We start from the raw sequence: 24,296 nt of genomic DNA, 5'->3' as shown, positions 1-24,296 counted from the left end.
CGGTTTTGCGTATGACCCGTTTTCCCGACGATTTCCTGTGGGGCGCCGCCACCGCGGCCTATCAGATCGAAGGGTCGCCGCTCGCCGATGGGGCGGGCGCGTCGATCTGGCGGCGCTTCAGTCATGATCCGCGGCTGATGATCGCCAAGGGCGACACCGGCGAGGTTGCGTGCGATCATTACCGCCGCTGGCACGACGACGTGGCGCTGATGAAGACGCTCGGGTTGCAGGCGTATCGATTCTCGATCGCCTGGGGGCGGGTGCTGCCCGAGGGCACCGGCCGCATCAACCAGGCCGGGCTCGATTTCTACGAGCGGCTGGTCGACGAATTGCTCGCGAACGGGATTCAACCGCTCGTCACGCTCTATCACTGGGATCTGCCCGCCGCGCTCGATGATCGCGGCGGCTGGCTCAACCGCGACAGCGCCGATTGGTTCGCCGATTATGCGCGCGTGCTGTTCGATCGGCTCGACGGGCGGGTGACGCGGTGGGTGACGATCAACGAGCCGTGGGTGGTCGCCGACGGCGGCTATCTGAACGGCGTGCTCGCGCCGGGGCATCGCAACATGTTCGAGGCGCCGATCGTCAGCCGCAACCTGATGCGCGCGCACGGGCGGGCGGTGCAGGCCTACCGCGCCGGCGGCGCCCACGAGATCGGCCTCGTCGTCAATATCGAACCCAAGCAGGCGGCATCGGACAGCGCAGCGGACCACGCCGCGCAGCGCCGGGCGGAGGCGTATATGAACCGTCAGTATCTCGATCCCGCGCTCTGTGGTCGCACCCCGCCCGAACTCGCCGAGATGTACGGCGAGGCGTGGCAGGATTGGTCGCCGGACGATCTCGCGCTCGCCCGCCAGCGCCTCGATTTCCTCGGCGTCAATTATTACACGCGCAGCGTCGTGCGCGCCGATGATGCCGCATTCCTCACCCGCGCTGCGCCGGTGCCGCAGCCGCGCTCAACCCATATGACGACGGGGTGGGAAGTCTCCCCGCAGGCGCTCACCGACATGCTCGTTTGGGTCCGCGCCGAATATGGCGACATCCCGCTCTACGTCACCGAAAACGGCGCCGCTTTCTACGATCCGCCGCGCGCGATGAACGGCGCGATCGACGATCCGCTGCGCGTCGATTACCTGCGCACCCATATCGCGGCGGTGGGGGAGGCGATCGCGCGCGGGGTGGACGTGCGCGGCTATATGCTGTGGTCGCTGCTCGACAATCTCGAATGGACGCTCGGCTACGCCCAGCGTTTCGGCATCGTCCATGTCGATTTCGAAACCCAGGCGCGCACGCTCAAGAACAGCGCGCATTTCTATCGCGACGTGATCGCGGGGAACGGGGCGTTGCCGAACGGCTGAGAGTCTGTTCGAGAAATCGCGGAAGAGCGATTTCCGAAAACGGCACCGGCCCACTCCCCCACCCGGCCACCCAATGCGATTATCCTATGGGTGGTCGGGTGGGGGAGTGGGCCGGTGCGGCAATGCGCCGGAAGGCGCATTCTCGAACGGCGTCTGATCCACCTGCCTTTCACCTGCACCGCGCAAGCGCTATATGGGCTGCGCAAACGCAGGAATTCTCCCATGTCTCTTCGTCCCTGGCGCGATATCGTGCGCCGCAAGAGCCGCCAGATCATGGTCGGCAACGTGCCCGTCGGCGGCGATGCGCCGGTCACCGTCCAGACGATGACCAACACGCCGACCTCGGACGCGAAAGCGACGATTGACCAGATCCGCCGCTGCGAGGACGCCGGCGTCGACATCATCCGCGTGAGTTGCCCCGATGTGGAGAGTACGGCCGCGCTCAAGCAGATCGTGCGCGCCGTCCGCGTGCCGATCGTCGCCGACATCCATTTCCACTACAAACGCGCGCTCGAAGCCGCCGATGCCGGCGCGGCGTGCCTGCGCATCAATCCGGGCAATATCGGCTCGGCCGACCGCGTGCAGGAAGTCATCAACGCCGCCAAGGCGAACGGCTGCTCGATGCGGATCGGGGTCAACGCCGGCAGCCTTGAGCGCGACCTGCTCGAAAAATATGGCGAGCCGTGCCCCGAGGCGCTCGTCGAATCGGCGATGGATCACATCAAGATCCTCCAGGATCACGATTTCCACGAGTTCAAGGTCGCGGTGAAGGCGTCGGACCAGTTCCTCGCGGTCGCCGCCTATCAGCAACTCGCCGAGATGGTCGATTGTCCCTTGCACCTCGGCATCACCGAGGCGGGCGGGTTCGTGTCGGGCACGGTCAAATCGGCGATCGGGATCGGCAGCCTGCTGTGGTTCGGGATCGGCGACACGATCCGCGTCTCCTTGTCGGCCGAGCCCGAGGACGAGGTGCGCGTCGGCTTCGAAATTCTGAAGGCGCTCGGCATCCGCAACCGCGGCGTCCGCGTCGTCTCGTGCCCCAGTTGCGCGCGGCAGGGGTTCGACGTCATCCGCACCGTGCAGAAACTGGAGGAGCGCCTCCAGCACATCCGCACGCCGATGAGCCTGTCGGTGCTCGGCTGCGTCGTCAACGGCCCCGGCGAGGCGCGCGAGACCGATATCGGCATCACCGGCGGCGGCAACGGCACCCATATGGTCTATCTCTCGGGCGTCACCGATCACCACGTGCAGGATGCCGACATGGTCGATCACATCGTCAAGCTGGTCGAGGCCAAGGCCGCCGAGATCGACGCCGCCGAGGCCGCTCAGCAGATCGCGGCGGAATAACCCACGGGGCAGACGGTGTAGATCGGCCACACGTCATGCCGGACTCGTTCCGGCATCCAACCCTCCACGAGCGGTAGCGTTTGAGGCACGTTGGACCCCGGAACGAGTCCGGGGTGACGAGGGGACTGAGCCGGTTCTTCAGCCGAACGCCTGGTCGAGCAACTTGGCCAGCCGCAGCCCGCCGCGCGCGACCTGCAATTGCGCGACCGGCACCAGCCGCGCGATCGTTGCCTCGTCGAGCGTCACCTTGGCCGGGGTTGGCGCGCACGGATCGGGCATGACGCTGCCATAGACCGAATCGTGCGCGACCTTGGCGCTCTCGCGGCTCCAGTCGATCACGTCGCCCGCCTGCATCCGCGCCTTCTCGGCCGCCGAATAGCGGCGGACGATCGAGGGCGGGGTCGAGATCGCGCGTTCGGCGAGCAGCCCGTCCCACACGCTGTGCAGGTTGAGCCGCGGCGGCGCGTAGATGCCGTATGCCGCGTTCACCTTGTTGCCGCCGGCATCGCCTTTCTCGCCCGCGTGGAGTGGCTGGTGCAGATCGCCGACGAAGTGGATCAGGAACACCAGTGCCTTGAGCCGGTCGATCCGCGCCGCGTGCCGGTCCTTCAGCGTCGCCATGTCGCGCGTGATCTGCGCGGAGACGCAATTCCCGTCGGCACATTCGGGCGGCAGCGCGAACGGCGCGCAGATGTTCACGTCCTGATAGTGCCAGACGAATGTCGCCTTGAACCGGTCGCCCAGCTTCTTGACGCAATCGGGCCACACCGCCGCTTGCTCGGGCGTGCGCGCCGGGCACTCGGGGGTATCGAGATCGCCGGCATGGGCAAGCAGCGCGCGCACCCTGGCGCGGGTCTGCGGCTTGACGTTGAGCATCGCGATCTTTGCGACGGTCTCATGCCCATATTCCCAATAGGCAGCGGCCGGAGACGCGGCGAGGGTGGTGAGGGCAAAGGCGGCGAGCAGCAGCGAAAGACGACGAATCATGAACGCGCCTTACGCCGCTACCGAGGCACTGTCGTTACGTTTCGCGGCGCGCGGCGGTGCGAAGAAAGACGATGTTCACGCGGCGGCGCCTTCATTCTTCCTGCACCATCGTTTTCCCGCGAAAGCGGGAGTCCAGGGTCATACCCGACCGGCTCGAAGAAGAATGATTCACGCGGAGGCGCGGAGACGCGGAGAGTCGGCGCGTTTTGCCTCCGTCTCGCGTCAGCGAGACCCTGAAGTCCGAGGCTGCCGTGAAATGATTGGCCGCTGGCGCGGCCGACGGCACCACCAACGATACACCTCCGCGTCTCCGCGCCTCCGCGTGAACCATTCTTCTTCTTCCGCGCCCGCGGCGCCCCACGCCGGTTCATTCGTCGCCGAAGATCGCCACGACCGGCACCCCGGTCGCCCGCGCTCGTGCCCGATACATGCCGGGCGTCGTCAGCGACCAGGCCGGCGTGCCGTCGGCGCCGACCACGATCACCCCGCCGGTGCCGCCCATCGCCTTGACCTCGGCCATCACCGCATCGGCGGCGGTCTGCACGCTTTCGCCGGCGAAGCGGAGGTGCGCGGCGATTTCGTGCGCGACGCCGACGCGCAGGAAGAACTCGCCCGATCCGGTGCACGAGACCGCGCACGCCCGGTCATCGGCCCAGGTACCCGCGCCGACGATCGGCGAATCGCCCACCCGGCCCCAGCGCTTGCCGGTGATGCCCCCGGTCGAGGTCGCCGCCGCCACATGGCCGTGCGCGTCGCGCGCCACCGCGCCGACGGTGCCGTATTTCATGTCGACATCGAACGCGCTGCCGCCCGATGCCTTCATCGCGTCGAGCTGCGCGCGCCGCTCGGGGAGCGCGAACCAGTCGGCATCGGCCTGCTCCAGCCCGTGGTCGCGCGAGAAGCCGTCGGCGCCGCGCCCGGCGAGCATGACGTGCGGGCTGTGCTCCATCACCGCGCGCGCGAGGCTGATCGGATTGCGCGTCGCGACGACGCCCGCCACTGCGCCGGCCGAACGGTCGCGCCCGTCCATGATCGCGGCGTCCATCTCGTTGCGGCCCTCATAGGTGAACACCGATCCGCGCCCGGCGTTGAATGCGGGATGATCCTCCAGCGCGCGCACCGCCGCCTCCACCGCGTCAAGCGCGGTGCCGCAGCCCCGCAGCACCGCGCTCCCCGCCTCCAGCGCCTGGGCAAGCCCGTCGCGCGCGGCCGCCTCGGCCTCAGGCGCAATCTTCCCGCGCTCGAGAATCCCGGCGCCACCGTGGATCAGCAGGGTCCAGTCGTCCATCGCCGCGCGGTGTAGCAGACGCGCGGGCCTTCGCCACCCTCAGCCCGATCAGCGGCCGCAGCCAGCCGATCTCGCGCCCGATCAGATAGAAGGCCCAGCACCCCGCCACTGTCGCCGCCAGCAGGATCGCGAATTCGGCCCCCGGTGCGATCCCGCGCCCGATGATCGCGTAGCCGACGACGACGATCACCGTCTGGTGGATGATGTAGAACGGGAACACCGCCTCGGTCAGCATCGGGCGCCACGCCGAATCGCGGTTCCAGAAGGTCTCGGCGATCCCGATCAGCGCCGCGATCGCGGGCCACGCCTCGCCGTGCCGCGCGAGTCGATACGCCAGCACGCTCGCGTCGCCGGGGAAGCTGAAATCGGGCCAGGCGATTAGCAGCCCCGCGAGCGTCGCGTAGCAGCCGATCGCGACGACGGCGGCCGCCTTCCAGTGCCGCGCCAGCGCCGCCATCACTGGCCGCGATCCCGCGAGGCCGAAGCCGAAGGCGAACGCGGGCAGATAGCGCAGGTGCGCCACCCCGTCGCGGAACAGGTCGTGGGTGTCGTCGATCCGGTGAAAGACCACCGCCTCGAGCAGCACGAGATAGAGCGCGGGAAGCACCAGCGCGCGCCAGCCGCCGAACGCGCGATCGAACCACGCCTGCGCCCGCGCCCCCACCGGCAGCGCGGCAACCCCTGCGACAACCAATGTATAGACCCACAGATAGGCGACGAACCACAGGTGGTTCCACGTCGGCATGACGATCCCCGCCAGCGTGCCGAAGCGGAAATAGTCGGTCAGCCAGAAATGGAGATAGCCGCTCGTATAGCCGTGCTGCGTGGTCAGCTCGACCCAGGTCTGCGGCGGCACCACCACCGCCATGCCGAACAGCAGCGGCCACAGCAGCCGCCCGCTGCGCTGCCGCAGGAACGCGCCGATCCCCGGCATCTTGCCGATCAGCGCGCGGCTCGCATAGCCCGACACGACGAACAGCAGCGTCAGCCGCCACGGGCTGGTCAGGAACATCGGGATTTCCGCCCAGACCAGCGGGTGCTCGGTCTTCACGTGGAAGCCCCAGGGCACGAAGACCATGCCCACATGATAGACGATCAGCAGCGCAAACGCCCCGATCCGCAGCCAGTCCATGCCGTAATGCCGTTCCATCACCATCGTCCTTCGGATGCGTCGATGCGTGACAACTGGCGCCGGTCCGGTCAGCCTTGTATCGGGAAGGGGCGGATGGAGGCTTCCGAGGGACAATGCAGCAGGCGAGCGTGACGAGCGGCGGGTGGCGCGGGATGAACGGCGCGCAGCGTCGGCTCGCGCTGCTGCTCGGCGCGGGCTTCCTCGTCATCCTCGCCGTCATTATGGTCGCCAACGCGACCTCGATGGCCAGCGATTTCGCCGCCGCGGGCGTGCCCGTGACGACCGCGCACGTCTGGCTGTGGGAAGTCAGCAGCATCATCGCCTGGCTCACGCTGTTGCCGCCGATCTGGCTGCTGGTCGCCTGGCTCGCCCGCGCGCGGCTCGCATGGTGGAAGACCGCGCTGATCGTCGCGGCGGCGAGCGTCCCGGCATCGGCCTGGCATATCGGCCTGATGGTCGCGATCCGGATCCTGGTCTATTGGCTGCAAGGCGAGCAATACCGCTTCATGGTCGGCATCGGGAACCCGCTGCTCTACGAATATCGCAAGGATCTGGGCACCTATCTCCAGTTCGCGGCGATCGCGCTGGTCGCGCAGTGGCTGATCGCGCGGGCGGCGACCTCGGGTGAGGCCGCCCCGTCCGTCCGCACGCTCGCGATCGGCGACGGCAGCATCACGCATCACGTGCCGGTCGACGAGATCGAAAGCGTCGCCGCGGCCGGCAATTACGTCGAGATCGCCTGGGCGCCACGTACCTTGCTCCATCGCGCCACGCTCGCCGCCGTCGAAGCCGAGCTGGGCGACGCCTTCGTGCGCATTCATCGCGGCCGCCTCGTCCGCCGCGCCGCGATCCGTCGCGTCGTCACCGACAAGAGCGGCGACTTCACCGTCGAGCTGGCGAGCGGCGTGGCCGTACGCGGCAGCCGGCGGTATCGCGACGGGCTACAGAGCGGATAGGACGATCATTCCACCAGCCCGTCGATCGCGTCGGCCATCTCGATGTCACGCCCGGAAAGCCCGCCGGCGTCGTGCGTCGTCAGCAATATCTCGACGCGATTGTAGACGTTCGACCATTCGGGATGGTGATCGGCCTTCTCGGCGAGCAGCGCGACCCGCGTCATGAAGGCGAACGCCTCCGAAAAGTCCGCGAAGACGAACGCCCGCGTGATCGCATCGCGCGCCTCGTCATAATCCCAGTCGGACAGGCCATCGAGCGCTTCGGCACGCTCGGCTTCGCTCAGTTGCTCGACCATCGCTCTCTCCTTGCCGTGGCTTCGAGGTCAGGGCTATCCACATGGCCATGAAGGGGCAAGCACCGAGCGCGGATGAGATCGAGGCGATGGCGCGGGACGCGCTGGCGGGGCTGCCGGCCGAGTTCCGCGCCTATCTGGGCGATGTCGTGTTCGCGGTCGAGGAATATGCCGACGATGAGACGCTCGCCGCGCTCGGCATCGACCACCCGCTCGATCTGTCGGGGCTCTATCACGGCCGCCCGGTGGGCGAGAAATCGTCGATGGATTCGGGCGCGATGCCCGATCGCATCTTTCTCTATCGCCGCGCGATCCTCGAGGAATGGGTGGAGACCGGCGTGCGGCTCGACGATCTCGTCCGCCATGTGCTGGTACACGAGGTCGGCCATCATTTCGGGCTGTCGGACGACGATATGCACCGGCTTGAGGACGAAGCATGACGCGGCTTGCCTTTGCGGGCGTGTCGTGCGTTCGCGGCGGACGGCTGCTGTTCGAGGACCGCTCGTTCGATCTCGCCCCCGGCGACGCGGCGCTCGTCACCGGCCCCAACGGCGTCGGCAAGTCGAGCCTCGTGCGCGTCGCCGCCGGGCTGCTCGCGCCGGCGGCAGGCAAGGTCACGGTCGCGGGGCGGCGCGCGCTGCTCGTCGAGGCGTCGGCGCTCGATCACGATCGCCCGCTGGCGAAGGCGCTCGGCTTCTGGGCGGCGATCGATGGGCAGCGCGACGCGGTCGATGCCGCGCTCGACGCGCTTCGGCTGACGCAGCTCGCCGATGTGCCGGTGGGGTTGCTCTCGACCGGCCAGCGGCGGCGCGCGGCACTCGCGGCGGTGGCGGCGAGCGGCGCGCCGATCTGGCTGCTCGACGAACCCGGCAACGGGCTCGATCGCGTGGCGATGCAGGCGCTCGAAACGCTGATCGCGGGGCATCGTGCGGGCGGCGGCGTGGTGCTGGTCGCGACCCATCTGCCGATCGAGGCGCCCGGCGCGGCGACGATCCGGCTGGAGGCGGCATGAGCGTCGTCGCCGCCCTGATCGTGCGCGATGTGCGCCGCGCCTGGAGCCACGGCGGCGCGAGTCTGCCGATCGCTTTCTTCCTGCTCGTCGCGATCCTGTTCCCCTTCGCGATCGGGCCGGATTCGGTGCTGCTCGCGCAGGTGGGCGGCGGCGTGATCTGGGCGGCGGCGCTGCTCGCGGCGCTGCTCCCGGTCGAACGCCTCGTCGCGCCCGACGCCGAATCGGGGGTGCTCGATCAGTTCGCGATCCGGGGGATGAGCATGGCCGCCGTCGCCGCCGCCAAGATCGCCGCGCACTGGCTGAGCTTCGGCCCGCCGCTGATGCTCGCCGCCTTGCTTGCCGCCGGGTTGCTCGGGATCGATCGTGAGACGCTCGCCACGGTCGAACTGGGGCTGCTGATCGGCACTCCCGGCCTCGCCGCATTGGCGGTGGCGACCGGCGCGCTCGTCGCCGGGCTGCGCGGCGCGAGCGCGCTGGCGGGGCTGGTGATGCTGCCGGTGGCGGTGCCGCTGCTCATCTTCGGCGCGGGCTCGATCGCGGGTGGGCCAGGCGCGGTCAAGCTGCTCGCCGCGGTCAGCCTGCTGCTGCTCGCGGGTGCCCCCTTCGTGGCCGGCGCGGCGATCCGGGCGGGGCGGGCGTAGCGACCAACGGCCGCCGGCGCGCAAGCGAAATTGACGATGTTCACCGTATCGGGAGGGTAGCGGGCAGTTGCGCCCCCGACGCGACGGTTCGGCAACGCGCCACGCCGGGGAGGCGGCAGGAGCGCGGCATCGGGGCATCATGAGCGCGACGGCGACGCGACACGGGCGCACCTTGCCGGCGGGCGGTCTGCGGCGCGCGTGCGCCGGGGCCGCGCCTCGACCGCGCCGGTGGCGTGCCGGGCTGCGCATCAGCCGCGCGCCGGCGTCGGCGCCCGCGCGAAGGGATCGGCGAGCCGGCGGGCGTAGAGCGCGAGCGCCGAATCCCAAGCGCGGTCGAACGGGGTGCCGGCAAGGCGCCGGCGCAGGCGATGCGCGCTCGATCGCGACATCCCCGCCGCCCGCGCCGCGGCCGCGACGCTGCCGCTATCGAGCAGGGTGGCGAGGAAGATGCGCTGCTTCGCGGGCGTCCAGTGCGTGCGCGGTGGAGGTGCGGAAGGCGCCGCGTCGGGATGATTCTGTTCCATCACGCAGGATAGAACATAAAATGAACGTGTAGGACAGCGGTTTGCGATGTGCCTTGCGGATGCAGGCTTTCGTCGCAGGCGTCGCGAGCCGCCTGCGCGGGATCAGTCTTGGTCGGTAAACGGCGCCCCACCAACGACGCCGATGATCGCCCACCATTCCAACGGGAGAGCTCGGACGATTTCGATAAAGGCGGGCTTCTTCGCGGTCGCTCTATCGAACCAGAACGATGTGTTTCCGTCCGGGCGATACTCAACATGGATCGGATGAAATGACCCGGCGGTAAACCGGGCGGCGGTCGCCTCGGCATGTTCCGGCTTGATCCGGATACGCGCGCCCACCCGGCCATCCGAAGGCGGACCGCTTACCGCCACCAGCGTGCCCAGATGGCGGTGGGGAGAACGAGGCCACGCGCTTCCTCGCGGACGCCGAGTTCGCCTGCCTCGATCGTCCCGCCCAGATCGCCGAGCGCCTGCCGCAGCAACTCGCCGATCGCCAGCGCCGACATGCGGACGGCGTAGACCGTCAGGAACAGGAAGCGCGACTCGCCGTCGAGCAGCTTGCGGCAATCGGCGATCAGCCCGGGCAGCCCTTCCTCGAGCTTCCACACCTCACCCGTGGGTCCGCGGCCGTATTTGGGCGGATCGAGCAGGATGCCGTCGTAGCGCCGCCCGCGCCGACCTTCGCGCGCGACGAACTTGGCCGCGTCGTCGACGATCCAGCGCACCGGTGCCTCGGCGAGCCCCGAGAGCAAGGCATTGCCCTTTGCCGCTTCGACCGATTTCTTCGAGGCGTCGACATGCACCATCCGCGCGCCCTTCGCCGCCATCGCGAGCGTCCCGACACCGGTGTAGCCGAACAGGTTCATGCACTCGGGCGCGTCCATCCCCGCCACGCGCTCGCGCATCCAGGCCCACACCGGCGCCATATCCGGGAAGAAGCCGAGGTGGCGGAACGGCGTGGTGTGCGCGGTGAAGGTGACGTCGTCCCAGTGGAGTGGCCAGCCGTCATGCGGGACGGGCTGGTGATAGACCCAGCGCCCGCCGCCTTCCTCATCGGAGCCGGGGACGAACTCGGCCTCGGCGCGCCAGTCGTCGGAAGCGGGCGCCCACATCGCCTGCGGTTCGGGCCGGACGAAGCGGAAGCGGCCGTAGCGTTCGAGCTTACGGCCGTGGCCCGAGTCGATGAGGCCGTAATCGGACCAGGGCTCGCCGATGAGGGTGTGGAGGTTCATCGATTTCGTGCACCCTCACCCTTCCGGCGCTTCGCGCCTCCCTCCCTCTCCCGGCGGGAGAGGGAAGGGGCCCGCTCGGCGCAGCCGAGTGGGAAGGGTGAGGACGAAAGATTCACGAAGCCGGCGTCGCCCGCTCGGCGATATAGGCGGTCACCGCCTCGAAGGTCGCGGGCAGCGTGGTGTAGCGCTCCTCGCGGTCGAACAGGTCGCCGATCCGGCCCGGCAGCGCCGGCCGCGCGCCGGTCGCCCGCTCGACGGCGTCGGGGAACTTGGCCGGATGCGCGGTCGCCAGTGTCACGACGGGCGCATCGCCTACGTCCGCGCGCCGCGCTGCCGCCAGCCCGATCGCGGTGTGCGGATCGATGATCTCGCCGGCATGGTCGCATGCCCAGCGCATCGCGATCGCCATCTCATCCAGGTCGACGCGGTCGCTCGTGAACAACGCCGCCGCACCCTCGGTTTGCGCGTTGGTCAGCCGCATCGCCTTCGACGCCTCGAATCCGCGCATCTGTTCGGCGAGCGCCGCGCCGTCACGGCCGCCGACGTCGAACAGCAGGCGTTCGAAGTTGGAGCTGACCTGGATGTCCATCGACGGGCTCGGCGTCGGCGTGACGCCGCCGACCGAATAGTCGCCCGCACTCAGGGCGCGGTGGAGGATGTCGTTGACGTTGGTCGCGACGATCAGCTTTGCGATCGGCAGCCCCATCTTCGCCGCCACATACCCTGCGAACACATCGCCGAAATTGCCCGTCGGCACCGCAAAGGCGATTCGCCGCTCAGGCGCGCCCAATCGCACGGCGGCATAGAAATAATAGACCACCTGCGCCATCAGCCGCGCCCAGTTGATCGAATTGACCGCGCCGAGCCGGAACCGCGTGGCGAAATCCTTGTCGTTGAACGCGGCCTTCACCATCGCCTGCGCGTCGTCGAAACTGCCCTGGATCGCGATATTGTGGATGTTGGGGGCGAGCACCGTCGTCATCTGCCGGCGCTGGACGTCGGAGACGCGGCCGGCCGGGTGGAGCATGAACACGTCTATATGCTCGCGCCCCGCCAGCGCGTCGATCGCCGCCGATCCGGTGTCGCCGCTGGTCGCGCCGATGATCGTGAGGTGGCGGTTCTTGCCGGTCAGGAAACGCTCGAACAGCAGCCCGAGCAATTGCAGCGCGACATCCTTGAACGCCAGTGTCGGGCCGTGGAACAATTCGAGCAGCCACTGGCGATGATCGAGCTGGACGAGCGGCGTCACTGCGTCATGCGCGAAGCGACCATAGGCCTGATCGCATAGCGCCGTCAGCTCGTCACGGGTGAGCGAGTCGCCGACGAAGGGCGCCATCACCTCGGCCGCGGTTTCGGCATAGGTCAGGCCGCGCAGGTCGCGGATCGCGTCGGCCGACAGCGCCGGCCATTGCTCGGGCAGATACAGCCCGCCGTCGGCGGCGAGCCCGGCCAGCGTCACACCCTCGAAATCGAGGACGGGCGCATTTCCCCTGGTGCTTACGTAACGCATATCGGGCGTCGCCTAGGGCCTGCCTGCGCGATTGGCAATGGCCGGGACGGAGCGAATATGGGCCGTTACCAATCGCGCAGGCAGACCCTCAGCCGCGCGTCGGCGGTGTGACAAGCACGCGCCCGCGCCACCTGAGCGCCAGCAGGTAGATGAGCACCGCGAGCCCCGCGAAGATGAACCATTGCACCGCATAAGCGAGGTGGTTGTTGGGCACCGCCGACCGATCCGGCCCACTATTGGGCATCAGCCCCTCGGGCGGGGTGTCGGCGACGAGCAGCAGCGGCTTGGGGCCGCGCTTGCTGAGCATTTCCTCGATCAACGAGCGGTGGTCGGGGGCGTGGCTGATGAATCCCGACAGCGTCCCGCCGTGCCAGTCCGGCTGCCAATCGGGATCGGACGAGACGCCGAGCTGGACGAAGAACGGCGCGCCCGCTTCGGGTCGGGTGCAGCGCGCGATCTGGCGCCAGCCGATCGTGCCGTCCGCGCTGCGGCCGACTTCGCGCGCCCAATCCGATGCTTCGGCGCAGGTCGCATAGGTCTTGCGGAACAGCGCGTCGTCGCCGAACGATGTCTTCGGGAAGGCCATCGGCGGCAGCGTCTCGTTGGCGGCGTAGCGCGCCAGCAGATGCTCCTTCCACGTCTTGCGGTGGAGCTGCCACACGCCGAGCGCGACCATCGCCGCGGCCGCGAGCGTGACGAGGAGCGTCGGCAGGAGAGGCAAGCGCTTCACGTGTCCGAGAGTCGCCCTTCGCGCGCCGCGTTGCGATATTCGAGCGCGAGCAGCACGCCCTTGGCGACGCGCAGGCCGCCGATCACCATCGCGGCGGTGACGGGAACCCAGATCAGCAACTGGAGCCACAGCGGCGGATCGATGCTGAGTTGCAGCGTCACCGCCAGCGCCATCACCAGCGCCCCGATGATCAGCGTCAGAAAGGCGGCGGGGCCGTCACCGACGTTGAAGCTCGAATAATCGAGTGCGCAGGCCCGGCAACGGTCGGCGAAGCGAACCGGGCCGGCGAACAGGGTCGCCGCCCCGCAACGCGGGCACAGCCCCTTGATCGCCCCCACGATCGGCGTGGCGGCGGGCGACGGCGGCGCGGCACCGCCGGCCTGGTCGCCCGCGTCGGTCATCCCGCGTGGTATGGCGCGCCCCAGCCGCCCCAGACGTAGATCGAGACGAACAGGAACAGCCACACGACGTCGACGAAATGCCAATACCAGGCGGCGGCTTCGAAGCCGAAATGCTGGCGCGGCGTAAAGTCGCCCTTGTACGCACGGATCAGGCACACAATCAGGAACAGCGTGCCGATGATGACGTGGAAGCCGTGGAAGCCCGTCGCCATGAAGAACGACGCGCCATAGTTCAGGCCTTTGAACGCGAACGGCGCGTGCGCATATTCATACGCCTGGATCGAGCTGAACAGCACGCCGAGGACGATGGTCAGCCACAGTCCCTTGAGCACGCCATCGCGGTTGCCGACGCCGAGCAGGCCCCACAGGCCGGTCTTGTCGCCGCCGCGCTGGCCGTGGATCAGCGCGTGGTGCGCCCAGGTGACGGTGGTACCCGAGGTCAGCAGGATGATCGTGTTGAGCAGCGGCAGCTCGAACGGGTTGATGACCTCGATCCCCTTGGGCGGCCAGACGCCGCCGACGGCATCGACCGTCGAGGGAAACAGCGCGAAATCGAAGAACGCCCAGAACCAGCCGACGAAGAACATGACTTCGGAGGCGATGAACAGGATCATGCCGTAGCGGAAATGGAGCTGCACCACCGGCGTGTGATCGCCGTGATGCGCTTCCTTGATCACGTCGCCCCACCACAGCCGCATCGTCAGCAGCACCAGCGCGACGCCAAGGAAGAACACCCAGCCGCCGCCATTGGCCTTTTCAGGGCTCAGGTGGCCGCCGTGCATCCACATGATGGCGCCCGTCGCCATCGTCAGCGCGGCGAACGCGCCGAGCAACGGCCAGAAGCTCGGCGGCAGGATGTGATAATCGTGGTTCTTGGCTCCAGCCATCGTCTCGTCCCTGTCTGTATTGCGACCGCTCTAGCTTGCGGTCCCGGCGGAATCCACCGGGTAAAAGGTGTAGCTCAGCGTGATTTCGCGGATATCCCGGGTATCGGGATCGTCAAGTATCTTCGGATCGACGAAGAAGATCACCGGCATCCGCGCCGTCTCGTGCGGCGCCAGCGTCTGCTCGGTGAAGCAGAAGCACTCGATCTTGGTGAAATATTTGCCTGCCTGCGCCGGGGTGACGTTGAAGGTCGCAGTCCCCGTGATCGGATGATCCGAATCGTTGGTCGCGAGGAAAAACGCCATGTCGCGGGCGCCGATGTCGATCCGGTCCTCGTGATTTTCGGGTTTGAACGTCCAGGGCAGCTTGGGCGAGACGTTGGTATCGAACGCGACCACCACCTTGTCGCCGACCCCGCCGGGAGCATCCGCCGCGCGCTGGGTGGTGCCGTTCAGCCCCGTCACCTGGCAGAAAACGCGATAGAGCGGCACGCTCGCATAGCCGAGCCCGGTCATGCCGAAAACGCCGACGACGGCGAACAGCGCAGTGCGCAGCTTGGGGGTCATAGCATGCCCGCCTTGATCTTCACGATCGAGATCCCGAACATCAGGATCACGAACGCGCCCAGCAGCAGCGCCATCACGATCGAGCGGCTGCGCTGGCGCTTGCGGATCAGGTCTTCGTCGTCGCGCCTGGGATCGTTCATGCCACCCACCGATCGACGACCAGCGCGCCGAACATGATGAAAAGATAGGCGACCGAATAGCCGAACAGCCGCTTTTCGGGAGCCATCGTGTCGCCGTCCGCCGCCATCCGCAGCGCGACCCGCGCGGCGAGCAGCGCAAAGAACGCGGTCGCGACGATCGAGACCGCGCCGTAGATCGGCCCCGTCAGCCCCAGCGGCCAGGGCACGACTGCAACCGCTGCCATCGGGATCGTATAGAGCCCGATCTGGTGCCGCGTGGTGCGTTCGCCTGCGACGACGGGCAGCATCGGCACGCCGGCATTGGCGTAATCGGTCTTCACGAACAGCGCGAGCGCCCAGAAATGCGGTGGCGTCCACAAAAAGACGAGCGCGAACAGCAGGAAGGGCAGCAGCGTGACCTGCCCGGTCGCCGCCGCCCAGCCGATCAGCGGCGGAAACGCGCCCGCGGCGCCGCCGATGACGATGTTCTGCGGCGTGCGGCGCTTGAGCCAGACGGTGTAGATGATGACGTAGAACAGGATCGATGCGGTGAGGATCGCGGCGGCGATGAGGTTGATCGCAAGCCCCATCAGCAGCACCGAAAAGACCGCGAGCCCGACCCCGAAATGGAGCGCCGACTGGCGGTCCATCCGCCCCGCGGGGAGTGGGCGGCCGCGGGTGCGCTTCATCTGCGCATCGAGATCGGCTTCATACCACATGTTGAGCGCGCCCGCCGCGCCCGCGCCGAGCGCGATGCACAGCACCGCAGTGAAACCGAGGATCGGGTCGATCGCCTGCGGTGCCGCGAGCATCCCGCACAGCCCCGTGAACACCACCAGCGTCATCACGCGGGGTTTGGTGAGCGCGAGGAAATCGCGCCAGTCGGCGGGAATCGCCAGGGGGTGATCAACGGTGGTCATGGCTGACCCGGCTATAGGCAGGCACGCGCTGCGGGGGAAGGGGGGTGGAAGGGCCGGTGCGGTCTCGAATTCCGTGCCGAAGGATGGGCGCGGCTGTCGCCGGTCCGTCGTTCGTTCGATAGCGTCACCGGCGCGCAACCAACGTGGGTTGCGCGCCGGGTATCGGCTAGTCGATCTTCGGTAGTGTCTCGAACTGGTGGTACGGCGGCGGGCTCGACAGCGTCCATTCGAGCGTCGTCGCGCCGTCGCCCCACGGATTGTCGGCCGCCTTCTTGCCGGCCGCGAGCGACCAGATCAGGTTGATGAAGAAAACGCCCATCCCGACAGCCATGATCTCATAGCCGTGGGTCGCGATGGCGTTCCAATGTTCGAACGCATCGGGATAATCCGGGTAGCGCCGCGGCATGCCCTGGAGGCCCAGGAAGTGCATCGGGAAGAACAGCACGTTCACGCCGACGAAGAAGATCCAGAAATGGAGCTGACCGAGGAACTCGTTGTACATCCGGCCCGACATCTTCGGGAACCAGTAGTAGAAGCCGGCAAACAGGCTGAACACCGCGCCCAGGCTGAGCACGTAGTGGAAATGCGCCACCACGTAATAGGTGTCCTGCATGTAATCGTCGATGCCGCCGTTGGCGATCACGACGCCGGTGACGCCGCCGATCGTGAACATGAAGATGAAGCCGATCGCCCACAGCATCGGGGTCTTGAAGGTGATCGAGCCGCCCCACATCGTCGCGATCCACGAGAAGATCTTGATGCCGGTCGGCACCGCGATCACCATCGTCGCGGCGGTGAAGTACATCTTGACGTTCACCGGCAGGCCGGTGGTGAACATGTGGTGCGCCCACACGATGAAGCCGACCACGCCGATCGCGACCATCGCATACGCCATGCCGAGATAGCCGAACACCGGTTTGCGGCTGAAGGTCGCGATGATCTGGCTGACCATGCCGAAGCCCGGCAGGATCATGATGTAGACCTCGGGGTGGCCGAAGAACCAGAACAGATGCTGATACAGCACCGGATCGCCGCCGCCGGCCGGATCGAAGAAGGTCGTCCCAAAATTGCGGTCGGTAAGCAGCATCGTGATGGCGGCGGCGAGCACCGGCAGCGCGAGCAGCAGCAGGAACGCGGTGATCAGGATCGACCAGGCGAACAGCGGCATCTTGTGCAGCGTCATGCCCGGCGCGCGCATGTTGAAGATCGTGGTGATGAAATTGATCGCACCGAGGATCGACGAGGCGCCGGCAAGGTGCATCGACAGGATGACCATGTCGGTCGACGGCCCCGGCTCGCCATAAGTGGAAAGCGGCGCATACATCGTCCAGCCGTTGCCCGCGCCACCGAAGAAGGGCGAGGTGATCAGCAGCGTGAACGCCGGCACCAGCAGCCAGAAACTGATGTTGTTCATTCGCGGGAAGGCCATGTCGGGCGCGCCGATCATCAGCGGCACGAACCAGTTGCCGAACCCGCCGACCATCGCCGGCATCACCATGAAGAAGATCATGATGAGCCCGTGGGCGGTGATCATGACGTTCCAGAAGTGCAGCGCTTCGTCGAAGCTCTGCGGCCCGCCGTGGAACAGGCTTGCCCAGGTCTGGAGATACTGGATGCCCGGCTCGGCCAGTTCGACGCGCATCAGCCCCGAGACCGCGCCGCCGATGATCCCCGCGCAGATCGCGAAGATCAGGTAGAGCGTGCCGATGTCCTTGTGGTTGGTCGACATGAACCAACGCTGGAAGAATGCCGGCTTGTGATCGGCGTCGTGGCTGTGTTCGTGGGCGTCGTGGGCCTGGAAGGCGGATGGCTGGATGGCGGTATCGGTCATGATCAGAGGTCCGAAGTGGGAGCAGGCACGACGGGTGTCGCAGCCGGAGTCGGGGTGGCGGGGGCGGCGGCCGGCGCGGCCGCATCGGCGCCGGCGGCGGGTTGCGCGGGCGCCGCGGCGGCGTCGCCCGGCATCGTCCCGCCCTTGGCGCGCACCCAGGCGGCGAATTCCGCCGCCGGCACGGCCTCGACCGCGATCGGCATGAAGGCGTGGCGGGCGCCGCACAATTCCGAACACTGGCCGAAATACACACCCGGCTTCTCGATCGTGAAGCTCGTCTCGTTGAGGCGGCCGGGGATCGCGTCGAGCTTGATCCAGAAGGCGGGCACCGCCCAGCTATGGATCACGTCGGTGGCGGTGGTGATGAGGCGGATCGGCACGCCGACGGGCAGCACGACGCGGTTGTCGGCCGCCAGCAGGCGCGGGCCGTCGGCATCGGTGCGGTAGCGATCGCCGGCCGGAACCTGATCCTTCTCCTTCAGCATGTTCGCGGTGATCTGGAGATCGCCGTTATCGGGATATTCGTAGCTCCAGAACCATTGGTTGCCGATTGCTTTCAGCGTGATCGCATTGTCCGGCGCCGGCTTGTACTGCGCCTGGAGCAGCCCGATCGAAGGGATCGCGATCAGCACCAGGATGATCACGGGCACCAAGGTCCAGATGATCTCGATGACGGTGTGGTGCGCGGTGCGTGAGGGCGTCTGGTTGCGGCCGCGACGATAGGCGAAGATGCACCACAGGATCAGCACGAGCACGAGCAGCGAAATACCCGTCACCGCCGGCATCAGGATCGCATTGTGCATCCAGTGTGCGCGGTGGCCGTTGGGCGTCACCTGAACCTGGAGACCCATCCGGCCGTCGCTCGGCTGGCCGACATGCTCGATCGGCGCCATCGCGGGCGCGCCGTCCTGGGCGAGCAGCGGGCTCGCGGGCGCCGCTGCCTGATCCGCCGGCGCGGCAACCGCGGTCGTCGGGGCGGCAGTGCTCGCGGTGGGCGCGGCGGGTTCCTGCGCCGTTGCGGCCCCCATGCCCGCGAGCGCCAGGCCCGCGGCCAGGACGATCGATTTCAACCCTGTCATGCGCATCGTTGCTTTTCACCCTTGTTGCGGAGCGCCTTACCCCAGGCGCGAGGACGGGGATACGCCCTTTTGTGAGGGCCTATACGCCGCAGTGCCGGGTGTCTCAAGCGCCAGCCGCGTGATTTTTGGCACATCCGTTGCGCGCCTGCCCGACGCTTCGTATTGAGCGCTTGCCGATTGCAGCGAGGAAGTGCGCCGATGACCCCAGACGAAGTGCTCGACGAATTCCGTGGCGCGGATGCGCTGCTCGAGGGGCATTTCATCCTGTCGTCGGGGCTGCACTCGCCCGTTTTCCTCCAGAAGATGCGCGTGTTTCAGGATCCGGCGCGTACCGAACGGCTGTGCCGCGCGCTGGCCGAGGCGATCATCGACGAATTCGGCGAACCCGATCTGATCGTGTCGCCGGCGATGGGCGGGATCATCCCCGGCTATGAGACCGCGCGCGCGCTCGGCTGTCACGCGATCTTCGTCGAGCGCGAGGACGGGGAATTCCGCCTGCGCCGCGGCTTCGAGATTCCCGCCGGTGCGCGCGTCGTGATGGTCGAGGATATCGTCACCACCGGGCTGTCGTCGCGCGAATGCCTCACCGCGATCCGCGCGCATCCGGGCGAGTTGCTGGGCGCGGCGTGTATCATCGATCGCTCGAACGGCCGCGCCGATGTCGGCGCGCCGCTGGTGTCGTTGCTCAGGATGGACGTGCCCGCCTATCCGGCCGACGCGCTGCCGCCCGAACTCGCCGCCTTGCCCGCGACCAAGCCGGGCAGCCGGGGATTGAAGAAATGACCGATGCGCTGCGCCTCGGGGTCAATATCGATCACGTCGCGACGGTGCGCAACGCGCGCGGCTCGGGCTATCCCGATCCGGTGCGCGCCGCCTTGCTCGCGGCCGAGGCGGGCGCCGACGGTATCACCGCGCATCTGCGCGAGGATCGCCGCCATATCACCGATGCCGATATCGCGCGCCTGTCGTCCGAACTGGCGATCCCGCTCAACCTCGAAATGGCGGCGACCGACGAGATGTTGGGGATCGCGCTGCGCCATCGCCCGCACGCCGCGTGCATCGTCCCCGAAAAGCGCGAGGAACTGACCACCGAAGGCGGGCTCGATGCCGCGGGTCTGTTCGATCGGCTCCAGCCGATGGTCGCGGCGCTTGCCGGGGCGGGGGTGCGCGTGTCGCTGTTCATCGAACCCGATTCGCGGCAGATCGATACGGCGCTGAGGCTCGGCGCGCCGGTGATCGAACTGCACACCGGCCGCTATGCCGATATCGATGGGGCAGCGCGCGCCGACGAACTGCGCCGCCTGTCCGATGCTGCCGCACTTGCCGCCAAGAACGGGATCGAGGTCCATGCCGGCCACGGCCTGACCTATGACAATGTCGCGCCGATCGCCGCGATCCGCCAGGTGCGCGAACTCAATATCGGCCATTTCCTGATCGGCGAGGCGATCTTCGTCGGGCTCGACGCCAGCGTCCGCCGGATGCGCGCGACGATGGACGACGCGCGGTGAGAATGCCCTTCCAAACACCTCCCCGGAACGGGGAGGGGGACCGTTCGGCAATGCCGAATGGTGGAGGGGTGGCCGCCACGAGCGAATCGTCCGGGTCAAAAACCCCTCCACCAAGCCGCTTCGCGCCTTGGTTCCTCTCCCCGTTCCGGGGAGGTATTTGTTCGTGATCATCGGCCTCGGCTCCGACCTGTGCAATATCGAGCGCATCCAGGCGTCGCTCGATCGTTTCGGGGCGCGGTTCGAGGCGCGCTGCTTCACCGAGGTCGAGCGCGCGAAGGCGGCGCGGCGGCCGTTCACGCGCGCGGGCACCTACGCCAAGCGCTTCGCCGCCAAAGAGGCTTTCTCGAAGGCGGTCGGCACCGGGTTCAAGCAGGGCGTGTTCCTGAAAGACATCGGCGTGGTCAACGCGCCGTCGGGCGCGCCGACGCTCGCACTCACCGGCGGAGCCAAGGCGCGACTTGACGCGTTGACCCCCGAAGGCCACGTCGCGCATATCCATGTGACGCTGACCGACGACCACCCCTGGGCGCAGGCCTTCGTGATCATCGAAGCGATCGCGCAATAGGGACGAGTAGATGGCCGAGGAGTTGGCGTTGGAGAGTGACGAAGCGCGGGCCGGGGCCGCGATCGAAGAATCGGCCGCCGCGCGCGGTGCGCGACGCCGCGCCGAATGGTGGGCCGAGATCAAGGGTATCTTCTGGCTGATCCTCGCGGTGCTCGCCTTCCACAGCTTCGTCGCCAAGCCGTTCTACATCCCGTCCGAATCGATGCTGCCCGATCTGCTCGTCGGCGATCGGCTGGTGGTGAGCAAATATCCCTACGGCTATTCGTTCGTGTCGCCGACCTTCCACCTGATGCCGTTCGTGAAGGGGCGGCTGTTCGGCAGCCTGCCCGAACGCGGCGACATCGTGATCGTGACTCCGCCGGGCACGCGCACTGATTACATCAAGCGCGTGATCGGGTTGCCCGGCGACCGGCTGGAGGTGCGCGGCGGGCAGGTGATCCTGAACGGCGTGCCGGTGAAGCGTGGGCCGCTCCATTATGTCGATCTCAAGATCGACGACAATTCGGTCTGCGATCCGAACGAATATCCCGGCGCGCGGCGGACACTTCCCGACGGCCGCCTCGTCTGCCGCCTGCCGATTATCACCGAGACGCTGCCGGGTGGGCGCAGCTACGATACGATCGATCTCGAAGCGGGCTACAGCCCGGGCGACAATTACGGGCCGATCACGGTCCCCGCCGACGATGTGTTCCTGATGGGCGACAATCGCGATCGCAGCGCCGACAGCCGCTTCCCGCTCTCCGAACTCGGGCTCGGCGGCCCAGTGCCGTGGGAATATATCGGCGGGCGCGCCGAATTCATCACCTTCTCGCTCGACGGCAGCGCGACCTGGAACCCGCTCACCTGGTTCGGCGCGTTTCGCGGCGGGCGCTCGGGCACCTCGCTCCATCCGCATGAGGCCGGTCGGTGAGCGCGGCGCGATCGCAGGCCGGGGGCCGGGATGGAGCCGGGGCCGGGGAGGGAGCCGAGGTCCAGGCGGCGAGCCCGCATGAATGGCGCGATCCCGAAACGCGCCGCGAACTCAAGAAGGCGGGCGTCTGGCTGGGGCTGATCTGCGCGATCGCGCTCGTCGTGCTGCTGATCCAGCCGCTGCTCATCATTTTCGCCGGGCTGGTGTTCGCGTCGATGCTCGACGGCGGCGTGCGACTGCTTGGCAAGCTATTGCCGATTCCGCGCGGCTGGCGGCTGCTGATCGTCGTGCTCGGCGTGCTCGCGTTCCTCTTCGGCGTCTTCTACCTCACCGGGGTTCAGATCGCCGCGCAGGTCGAACAGTTGCGCACGACGCTCGATGTGCAGGCCGCGCGCGTCTCCGCCTGGGCGACGCAGATGGGCATCGTCCCCGGCCACTCCGATCTCAAGGGGCTGGCGCAGCAGGCGCTGGGCTCGGTCGGCAGGCTCACCACCTGGGTCGGCACCGCGGTAGGCGCGCTCACCAGCCTGTTCATGGTCATGGTGATCGGCCTGTTCGTCGCGATGGAGCCGCGCATCTACGATCGCGGGCTGCAATGGATGGTGCCGACCGCGCAGCGCGAGCAATTCGCGATCACGATCGATCGGATGGCATTCACGATGCGCCGGCTGCTCGCGGGGCGGTTGCTCGGGATGGCGTTCGAGGGGTTCCTCACCTGGTTCATCCTGATGGTGCTGGGCGTGCCGATGGCGCTCGTGCTCGGGCTGATCGCGGCGATCCTCGCCTTCATCCCCAATGTCGGCGCGTTCATCACCGGCGTGCTGATGACCGCGGTGGGTTTTTCGGCGGGCGTCGATACCGGTCTTTATGCGCTCGCGACCTATTTCGTCGTGCAGACTTTCGACGGCTATGTCGTGATCCCGATGGTCGCCAAGCGCACCGTCGACCTGCCGCCCGCGCTCACGCTGTCGGCGCAGATCCTCGCGAGCACCCTGTTCGGCGTCGTCGGTCTCGCGCTCGCCGATCCGATGACGGCGATGATCAAGGTCGCGCTCGAACGCAGCGCCGAGCGCGAGGAAGAAGAGGGCGGGGGCGCCGCATGAAGCTCGTGCTCCACGATTACTGGCGCTCGTCGGCGAGCTATCGTGTGCGGATCGCGCTCGCGCTCAAGGGGATCGCCTATGAGTCGCGGCCCGTCAGCCTGCTCGACGACGCCCAGCACGGCGCGGATAATCTGGCGATCAACCCGCAGGGTTTCGTGCCGACGCTTGAGGTCGACGGCACGCCGCTCGTCCAGAGCCTCGCGATCATCGACTGGCTCGATACGACCTTCCCCGATCCGCTGCTCATTCCCCGCGAGCCTGTCGCGCGGGCGCAGGCGCTGGCGCGTGCGCTGGTGGTCGCGTGCGATATCCATCCGCTCGACAATCTGCGCGTGCTCAAGCGGCTCCAGAGCCAGTTCGGGGCCGACAAGCAGGCGCGGGACGATTGGTATCGGCACTGGATCGCCGAAGGCTTCGTCGCGCTGGAAAGGATGGCGGGCGCGGGGCCGTTCCTCGACGGCGCCGCACCCGGTATCGCCGACGTCTGCCTGGTGCCGCAGATATACAATGCGCGCCGGCTCGAACTGCCGCTTGCCGCCTATCCGGCGCTGGTGCGTGCAGATGCCGCCGCCACCGCGCTGCCGGCCTTTGCCGCTGCTCATCCCGACCGCGCCCGGCCCGCCTGAACGCACGCTGCCGGCCCCCCGATTCGCGCGCGTCTCGTGCCAGCGCCGAACAAAGACCTTCTTTTCGCCAATATCGCCCCTATCCTTAAGGGATCAATCGGGCCGGTACGGGCCCTGCCGCGCCGATGCATGGCGCGCCGACGCCGCTTTCGGCGCGCTCTCGCTTACGAGGATATCAATATGAACCGCACGATTCCCGCTCTGCTTGCCGCTGCGCTCGCGCTGCCGGCCGCCGCGCACGCGGCGACGCCTGTGGGCCCCGACGCCGCCGCTTGTGCCGCGGGCAAGGGACCGGCGGTGCTGGTCAACGTCTCCGGGTTCAAGGACCGCGCCGGGCGGATGAAGCTCGAACTCTATCCCGCGACCGAGGTTGACTGGCTCGAACATCGCAAGACGCTGGAGGCGGCTGGCAAGACCTTCCGCCGCGTCTGGGCCGACGTGCCCGCGAGCGGCGCGGTCGCGATGTGCATCAAGGTGCCCAAGCCCGGCCGTTACGGCCTCGTCTTCACGCACGATCGCGACGGCAAGAACAAGTTCAGCATCTGGAAGGACGGCGCGGGCGTGCCGAGCAACCGCAAGCTCGGCCGATCCAAGCCCAAGCTTGCCGACGGCATCGTCGATGTCGGGGCCGGCGTGAAGACGATCGACATCACCGTGCAGTATCTTCACGGCATTTTCGGCGGCTTCGGGCCGGAATAGGGACAGCCTCCCGTATCACCCTCACCCTTCCCACTCGGCTGCGCCGAGCGGGCCCCTTCCCTCTCCCAGTGGGA

The 24,296-nt window shown here is 67.8% G+C and carries 29 protein-coding genes; 13 read left to right on the top strand and 16 right to left on the bottom strand.

All coding sequences use genetic code 11. The features are described from left to right. The first annotated feature begins 11 nt into the window (after positions 1-11). The gene (locus DFR49_RS10365; protein ID WP_119035678.1) at positions 12-1,358 is read left to right on the top strand and encodes a GH1 family beta-glucosidase; all 1,347 of its coding nucleotides are present in this window, start codon (positions 12-14) and stop codon (positions 1,356-1,358) included. 222 nt (positions 1,359-1,580) lie between these two features. Further along, positions 1,581-2,705: a flavodoxin-dependent (E)-4-hydroxy-3-methylbut-2-enyl-diphosphate synthase gene (ispG, locus tag DFR49_RS10360; RefSeq protein ID WP_119035677.1), complete on the top strand. Its 1,125-nt coding sequence runs from the start codon at positions 1,581-1,583 to the stop codon at positions 2,703-2,705. Positions 2,706-2,843: 138 nt separating this feature from the next. On the opposite strand, the gene DFR49_RS10355 is transcribed toward ispG, so the two are convergent. The 3 genes from DFR49_RS10355 to DFR49_RS10345 all read right to left on the bottom strand — a co-directional run bounded on the left by DFR49_RS10355 (position 2,844) and on the right by DFR49_RS10345 (position 6,130). Continuing rightward, positions 2,844-3,692 carry a S1/P1 nuclease gene (locus DFR49_RS10355; RefSeq protein WP_119035676.1) on the bottom strand — a complete coding sequence of 283 codons (849 nt, stop codon included), beginning with the start codon at positions 3,690-3,692 and terminating at the stop codon, positions 2,844-2,846. A 367-nt stretch (positions 3,693-4,059) separates the two neighbouring features. Beyond that, on the bottom strand, positions 4,060-4,980 hold the full coding sequence (locus tag DFR49_RS10350) for an isoaspartyl peptidase/L-asparaginase family protein (protein ID WP_119036358.1): 921 nt from the start codon (positions 4,978-4,980) through the stop codon (positions 4,060-4,062). Then, positions 4,913-6,130 (bottom strand): acyltransferase family protein, encoded by a 1,218-nt coding sequence (locus DFR49_RS10345; protein WP_119036357.1) that lies wholly within the window; start codon positions 6,128-6,130, stop codon positions 4,913-4,915. Before DFR49_RS10345 ends, DFR49_RS10350 begins: the two co-directional genes overlap by 68 nt. Positions 6,131-6,225: 95 nt before the next feature. Here DFR49_RS10345 and DFR49_RS10340 point away from each other — a divergent pair, with 95 nt between their 5' ends. Then, positions 6,226-7,068, top strand: coding sequence for a LytTR family DNA-binding domain-containing protein (locus tag DFR49_RS10340; RefSeq protein WP_119035675.1), 843 nt, complete (start codon positions 6,226-6,228; stop codon positions 7,066-7,068). A gap of 5 nt (positions 7,069-7,073) precedes the next feature. Here DFR49_RS10340 and DFR49_RS10335 read toward each other — a convergent pair whose 3' ends face one another. After that, positions 7,074-7,364 carry a 4a-hydroxytetrahydrobiopterin dehydratase gene (locus tag DFR49_RS10335; RefSeq protein WP_119035674.1) on the bottom strand — a complete coding sequence of 97 codons (291 nt, stop codon included), beginning with the start codon at positions 7,362-7,364 and terminating at the stop codon, positions 7,074-7,076. A 41-nt stretch (positions 7,365-7,405) separates the two neighbouring features. Here DFR49_RS10335 and DFR49_RS10330 point away from each other — a divergent pair, with 41 nt between their 5' ends. Genes DFR49_RS10330 through DFR49_RS10320 form a run of 3 tightly spaced genes read left to right on the top strand, consistent with a single transcriptional unit; the run spans position 7,406 to position 9,014 of the window. Beyond that, the gene (locus tag DFR49_RS10330; RefSeq protein ID WP_119035673.1) at positions 7,406-7,801 is read left to right on the top strand and encodes a metallopeptidase family protein; all 396 of its coding nucleotides are present in this window, start codon (positions 7,406-7,408) and stop codon (positions 7,799-7,801) included. Next, the gene (gene ccmA / locus DFR49_RS10325; RefSeq protein ID WP_119035672.1) at positions 7,798-8,373 is read left to right on the top strand and encodes a heme ABC exporter ATP-binding protein CcmA; all 576 of its coding nucleotides are present in this window, start codon (positions 7,798-7,800) and stop codon (positions 8,371-8,373) included. The genes DFR49_RS10330 and ccmA overlap by 4 nt, the downstream gene beginning before the upstream one ends. Continuing rightward, positions 8,370-9,014: a heme exporter protein CcmB gene (locus DFR49_RS10320; RefSeq protein ID WP_119035671.1), complete on the top strand. Its 645-nt coding sequence runs from the start codon at positions 8,370-8,372 to the stop codon at positions 9,012-9,014. Before ccmA ends, DFR49_RS10320 begins: the two co-directional genes overlap by 4 nt. A gap of 248 nt (positions 9,015-9,262) precedes the next feature. Here the strand turns inward: DFR49_RS10320 and DFR49_RS10315 are convergent, their stop codons facing one another. The 12 genes from DFR49_RS10315 to coxB all read right to left on the bottom strand — a co-directional run bounded on the left by DFR49_RS10315 (position 9,263) and on the right by coxB (position 18,817). Next, positions 9,263-9,538 (bottom strand): LysR family transcriptional regulator, encoded by a 276-nt coding sequence (locus tag DFR49_RS10315; protein ID WP_119035670.1) that lies wholly within the window; start codon positions 9,536-9,538, stop codon positions 9,263-9,265. A gap of 102 nt (positions 9,539-9,640) precedes the next feature. Continuing rightward, positions 9,641-9,877, bottom strand: coding sequence for a hypothetical protein (locus tag DFR49_RS10310; RefSeq protein ID WP_119035669.1), 237 nt, complete (start codon positions 9,875-9,877; stop codon positions 9,641-9,643). A 23-nt stretch (positions 9,878-9,900) separates the two neighbouring features. Then, a complete protein-coding gene (locus tag DFR49_RS10305; RefSeq protein ID WP_119035668.1) occupies positions 9,901-10,770 on the bottom strand; it encodes a class I SAM-dependent rRNA methyltransferase in 870 nt (289 codons plus the stop codon). Positions 10,771-10,882: 112 nt separating this feature from the next. Continuing rightward, on the bottom strand, positions 10,883-12,280 hold the full coding sequence (gene thrC, locus DFR49_RS10300; protein ID WP_119035667.1) for a threonine synthase: 1,398 nt from the start codon (positions 12,278-12,280) through the stop codon (positions 10,883-10,885). 88 nt (positions 12,281-12,368) lie between these two features. Further along, complete coding sequence (locus DFR49_RS10295) at positions 12,369-13,010, bottom strand: SURF1 family protein (protein ID WP_119035666.1); 642 nt, start codon at positions 13,008-13,010, stop codon at positions 12,369-12,371. Continuing rightward, entirely contained in the window at positions 13,007-13,411 is a 405-nt protein-coding gene (locus tag DFR49_RS10290) for a DUF983 domain-containing protein (RefSeq protein ID WP_119035665.1), read from the bottom strand. Before DFR49_RS10290 ends, DFR49_RS10295 begins: the two co-directional genes overlap by 4 nt. After that, positions 13,408-14,298, bottom strand: coding sequence for a cytochrome c oxidase subunit 3 (locus DFR49_RS10285; protein ID WP_119035664.1), 891 nt, complete (start codon positions 14,296-14,298; stop codon positions 13,408-13,410). Before DFR49_RS10285 ends, DFR49_RS10290 begins: the two co-directional genes overlap by 4 nt. 30 nt (positions 14,299-14,328) lie before the next feature. Further along, positions 14,329-14,862 carry a cytochrome c oxidase assembly protein gene (locus DFR49_RS10280; RefSeq protein ID WP_119035663.1) on the bottom strand — a complete coding sequence of 178 codons (534 nt, stop codon included), beginning with the start codon at positions 14,860-14,862 and terminating at the stop codon, positions 14,329-14,331. Next, positions 14,859-15,002 (bottom strand): hypothetical protein, encoded by a 144-nt coding sequence (locus DFR49_RS21975; RefSeq protein WP_170150997.1) that lies wholly within the window; start codon positions 15,000-15,002, stop codon positions 14,859-14,861. The genes DFR49_RS10280 and DFR49_RS21975 overlap by 4 nt, the downstream gene beginning before the upstream one ends. Then, complete coding sequence (locus DFR49_RS10275) at positions 14,999-15,901, bottom strand: heme o synthase (RefSeq protein WP_119035662.1); 903 nt, start codon at positions 15,899-15,901, stop codon at positions 14,999-15,001. The genes DFR49_RS21975 and DFR49_RS10275 overlap by 4 nt, the downstream gene beginning before the upstream one ends. Positions 15,902-16,067: 166 nt before the next feature. Next, a complete protein-coding gene (ctaD, locus tag DFR49_RS10270; protein WP_119035661.1) occupies positions 16,068-17,732 on the bottom strand; it encodes a cytochrome c oxidase subunit I in 1,665 nt (554 codons plus the stop codon). A gap of 2 nt (positions 17,733-17,734) precedes the next feature. Beyond that, complete coding sequence (coxB, locus tag DFR49_RS10265) at positions 17,735-18,817, bottom strand: cytochrome c oxidase subunit II (protein ID WP_119035660.1); 1,083 nt, start codon at positions 18,815-18,817, stop codon at positions 17,735-17,737. A gap of 192 nt (positions 18,818-19,009) precedes the next feature. Here coxB and pyrE point away from each other — a divergent pair, with 192 nt between their 5' ends. The 7 genes from pyrE (at position 19,010) to DFR49_RS10230 (ending at position 24,222) form a co-directional block, all read left to right on the top strand. Further along, on the top strand, positions 19,010-19,594 hold the full coding sequence (gene pyrE / locus DFR49_RS10260) for an orotate phosphoribosyltransferase (protein WP_119035659.1): 585 nt from the start codon (positions 19,010-19,012) through the stop codon (positions 19,592-19,594). Next, positions 19,591-20,319, top strand: coding sequence for a pyridoxine 5'-phosphate synthase (locus DFR49_RS10255; RefSeq protein WP_119035658.1), 729 nt, complete (start codon positions 19,591-19,593; stop codon positions 20,317-20,319). Before pyrE ends, DFR49_RS10255 begins: the two co-directional genes overlap by 4 nt. 163 nt (positions 20,320-20,482) lie before the next feature. Then, positions 20,483-20,884: a holo-ACP synthase gene (gene acpS / locus DFR49_RS10250; protein ID WP_119036356.1), complete on the top strand. Its 402-nt coding sequence runs from the start codon at positions 20,483-20,485 to the stop codon at positions 20,882-20,884. Between the two features lie 10 nt (positions 20,885-20,894). Beyond that, complete coding sequence (lepB, locus tag DFR49_RS10245) at positions 20,895-21,794, top strand: signal peptidase I (RefSeq protein WP_119035657.1); 900 nt, start codon at positions 20,895-20,897, stop codon at positions 21,792-21,794. Next, positions 21,791-22,897, top strand: coding sequence for an AI-2E family transporter (locus DFR49_RS10240; protein WP_119035656.1), 1,107 nt, complete (start codon positions 21,791-21,793; stop codon positions 22,895-22,897). Before lepB ends, DFR49_RS10240 begins: the two co-directional genes overlap by 4 nt. After that, entirely contained in the window at positions 22,894-23,523 is a 630-nt protein-coding gene (gene maiA / locus DFR49_RS10235) for a maleylacetoacetate isomerase (RefSeq protein ID WP_119035655.1), read from the top strand. The genes DFR49_RS10240 and maiA overlap by 4 nt, the downstream gene beginning before the upstream one ends. Before the next feature lie 180 nt (positions 23,524-23,703). Next, the gene (locus tag DFR49_RS10230; protein WP_119036355.1) at positions 23,704-24,222 is read left to right on the top strand and encodes a DUF2141 domain-containing protein; all 519 of its coding nucleotides are present in this window, start codon (positions 23,704-23,706) and stop codon (positions 24,220-24,222) included. Positions 24,223-24,296 lie beyond the last annotated feature (74 nt).

This window comes from Hephaestia caeni (assembly GCF_003550065.1).
Lineage (GTDB): Bacteria > Pseudomonadota > Alphaproteobacteria > Sphingomonadales > Sphingomonadaceae > Sphingomonas > Sphingomonas caeni_A.
The sequence above is the reverse complement of the archived record's forward strand: the minus strand, read 5'-3'. Positions and strand labels throughout refer to the sequence as shown.

Bases quoted from the DNA above. Each gene is read 5' to 3' on its own strand.
- DFR49_RS10365 (WP_119035678.1), top strand. From the start codon at position 12: ATGACCCGTTTTCCCGACGATTTCCTGTGGGGCGCCGCCACCGCGGCC.
- ispG (WP_119035677.1), top strand. From the start codon at position 1,581: ATGTCTCTTCGTCCCTGGCGCGATATCGTGCGCCGCAAGAGCCGCCAG.
- DFR49_RS10355 (WP_119035676.1), bottom strand. From the start codon at position 3,692: ATGATTCGTCGTCTTTCGCTGCTGCTCGCCGCCTTTGCCCTCACCACC.
- DFR49_RS10350 (WP_119036358.1), bottom strand. From the start codon at position 4,980: ATGGACGACTGGACCCTGCTGATCCACGGTGGCGCCGGGATTCTCGAG.
- DFR49_RS10345 (WP_119036357.1), bottom strand. From the start codon at position 6,130: ATGGAACGGCATTACGGCATGGACTGGCTGCGGATCGGGGCGTTTGCG.
- DFR49_RS10340 (WP_119035675.1), top strand. From the start codon at position 6,226: ATGCAGCAGGCGAGCGTGACGAGCGGCGGGTGGCGCGGGATGAACGGC.
- DFR49_RS10335 (WP_119035674.1), bottom strand. From the start codon at position 7,364: ATGGTCGAGCAACTGAGCGAAGCCGAGCGTGCCGAAGCGCTCGATGGC.
- DFR49_RS10330 (WP_119035673.1), top strand. From the start codon at position 7,406: ATGGCCATGAAGGGGCAAGCACCGAGCGCGGATGAGATCGAGGCGATG.
- ccmA (WP_119035672.1), top strand. From the start codon at position 7,798: ATGACGCGGCTTGCCTTTGCGGGCGTGTCGTGCGTTCGCGGCGGACGG.
- DFR49_RS10320 (WP_119035671.1), top strand. From the start codon at position 8,370: ATGAGCGTCGTCGCCGCCCTGATCGTGCGCGATGTGCGCCGCGCCTGG.
- DFR49_RS10315 (WP_119035670.1), bottom strand. From the start codon at position 9,538: ATGGAACAGAATCATCCCGACGCGGCGCCTTCCGCACCTCCACCGCGC.
- DFR49_RS10305 (WP_119035668.1), bottom strand. From the start codon at position 10,770: ATGAACCTCCACACCCTCATCGGCGAGCCCTGGTCCGATTACGGCCTC.
- thrC (WP_119035667.1), bottom strand. From the start codon at position 12,280: ATGCGTTACGTAAGCACCAGGGGAAATGCGCCCGTCCTCGATTTCGAG.
- DFR49_RS10290 (WP_119035665.1), bottom strand. From the start codon at position 13,411: ATGACCGACGCGGGCGACCAGGCCGGCGGTGCCGCGCCGCCGTCGCCC.
- DFR49_RS10285 (WP_119035664.1), bottom strand. From the start codon at position 14,298: ATGGCTGGAGCCAAGAACCACGATTATCACATCCTGCCGCCGAGCTTC.
- DFR49_RS10280 (WP_119035663.1), bottom strand. From the start codon at position 14,862: ATGACCCCCAAGCTGCGCACTGCGCTGTTCGCCGTCGTCGGCGTTTTC.
- DFR49_RS21975 (WP_170150997.1), bottom strand. From the start codon at position 15,002: ATGAACGATCCCAGGCGCGACGACGAAGACCTGATCCGCAAGCGCCAG.
- DFR49_RS10275 (WP_119035662.1), bottom strand. From the start codon at position 15,901: ATGACCACCGTTGATCACCCCCTGGCGATTCCCGCCGACTGGCGCGAT.
- ctaD (WP_119035661.1), bottom strand. From the start codon at position 17,732: ATGACCGATACCGCCATCCAGCCATCCGCCTTCCAGGCCCACGACGCC.
- coxB (WP_119035660.1), bottom strand. From the start codon at position 18,817: ATGCGCATGACAGGGTTGAAATCGATCGTCCTGGCCGCGGGCCTGGCG.
- pyrE (WP_119035659.1), top strand. From the start codon at position 19,010: ATGACCCCAGACGAAGTGCTCGACGAATTCCGTGGCGCGGATGCGCTG.
- DFR49_RS10255 (WP_119035658.1), top strand. From the start codon at position 19,591: ATGACCGATGCGCTGCGCCTCGGGGTCAATATCGATCACGTCGCGACG.
- lepB (WP_119035657.1), top strand. From the start codon at position 20,895: ATGGCCGAGGAGTTGGCGTTGGAGAGTGACGAAGCGCGGGCCGGGGCC.
- maiA (WP_119035655.1), top strand. From the start codon at position 22,894: ATGAAGCTCGTGCTCCACGATTACTGGCGCTCGTCGGCGAGCTATCGT.
- DFR49_RS10230 (WP_119036355.1), top strand. From the start codon at position 23,704: ATGAACCGCACGATTCCCGCTCTGCTTGCCGCTGCGCTCGCGCTGCCG.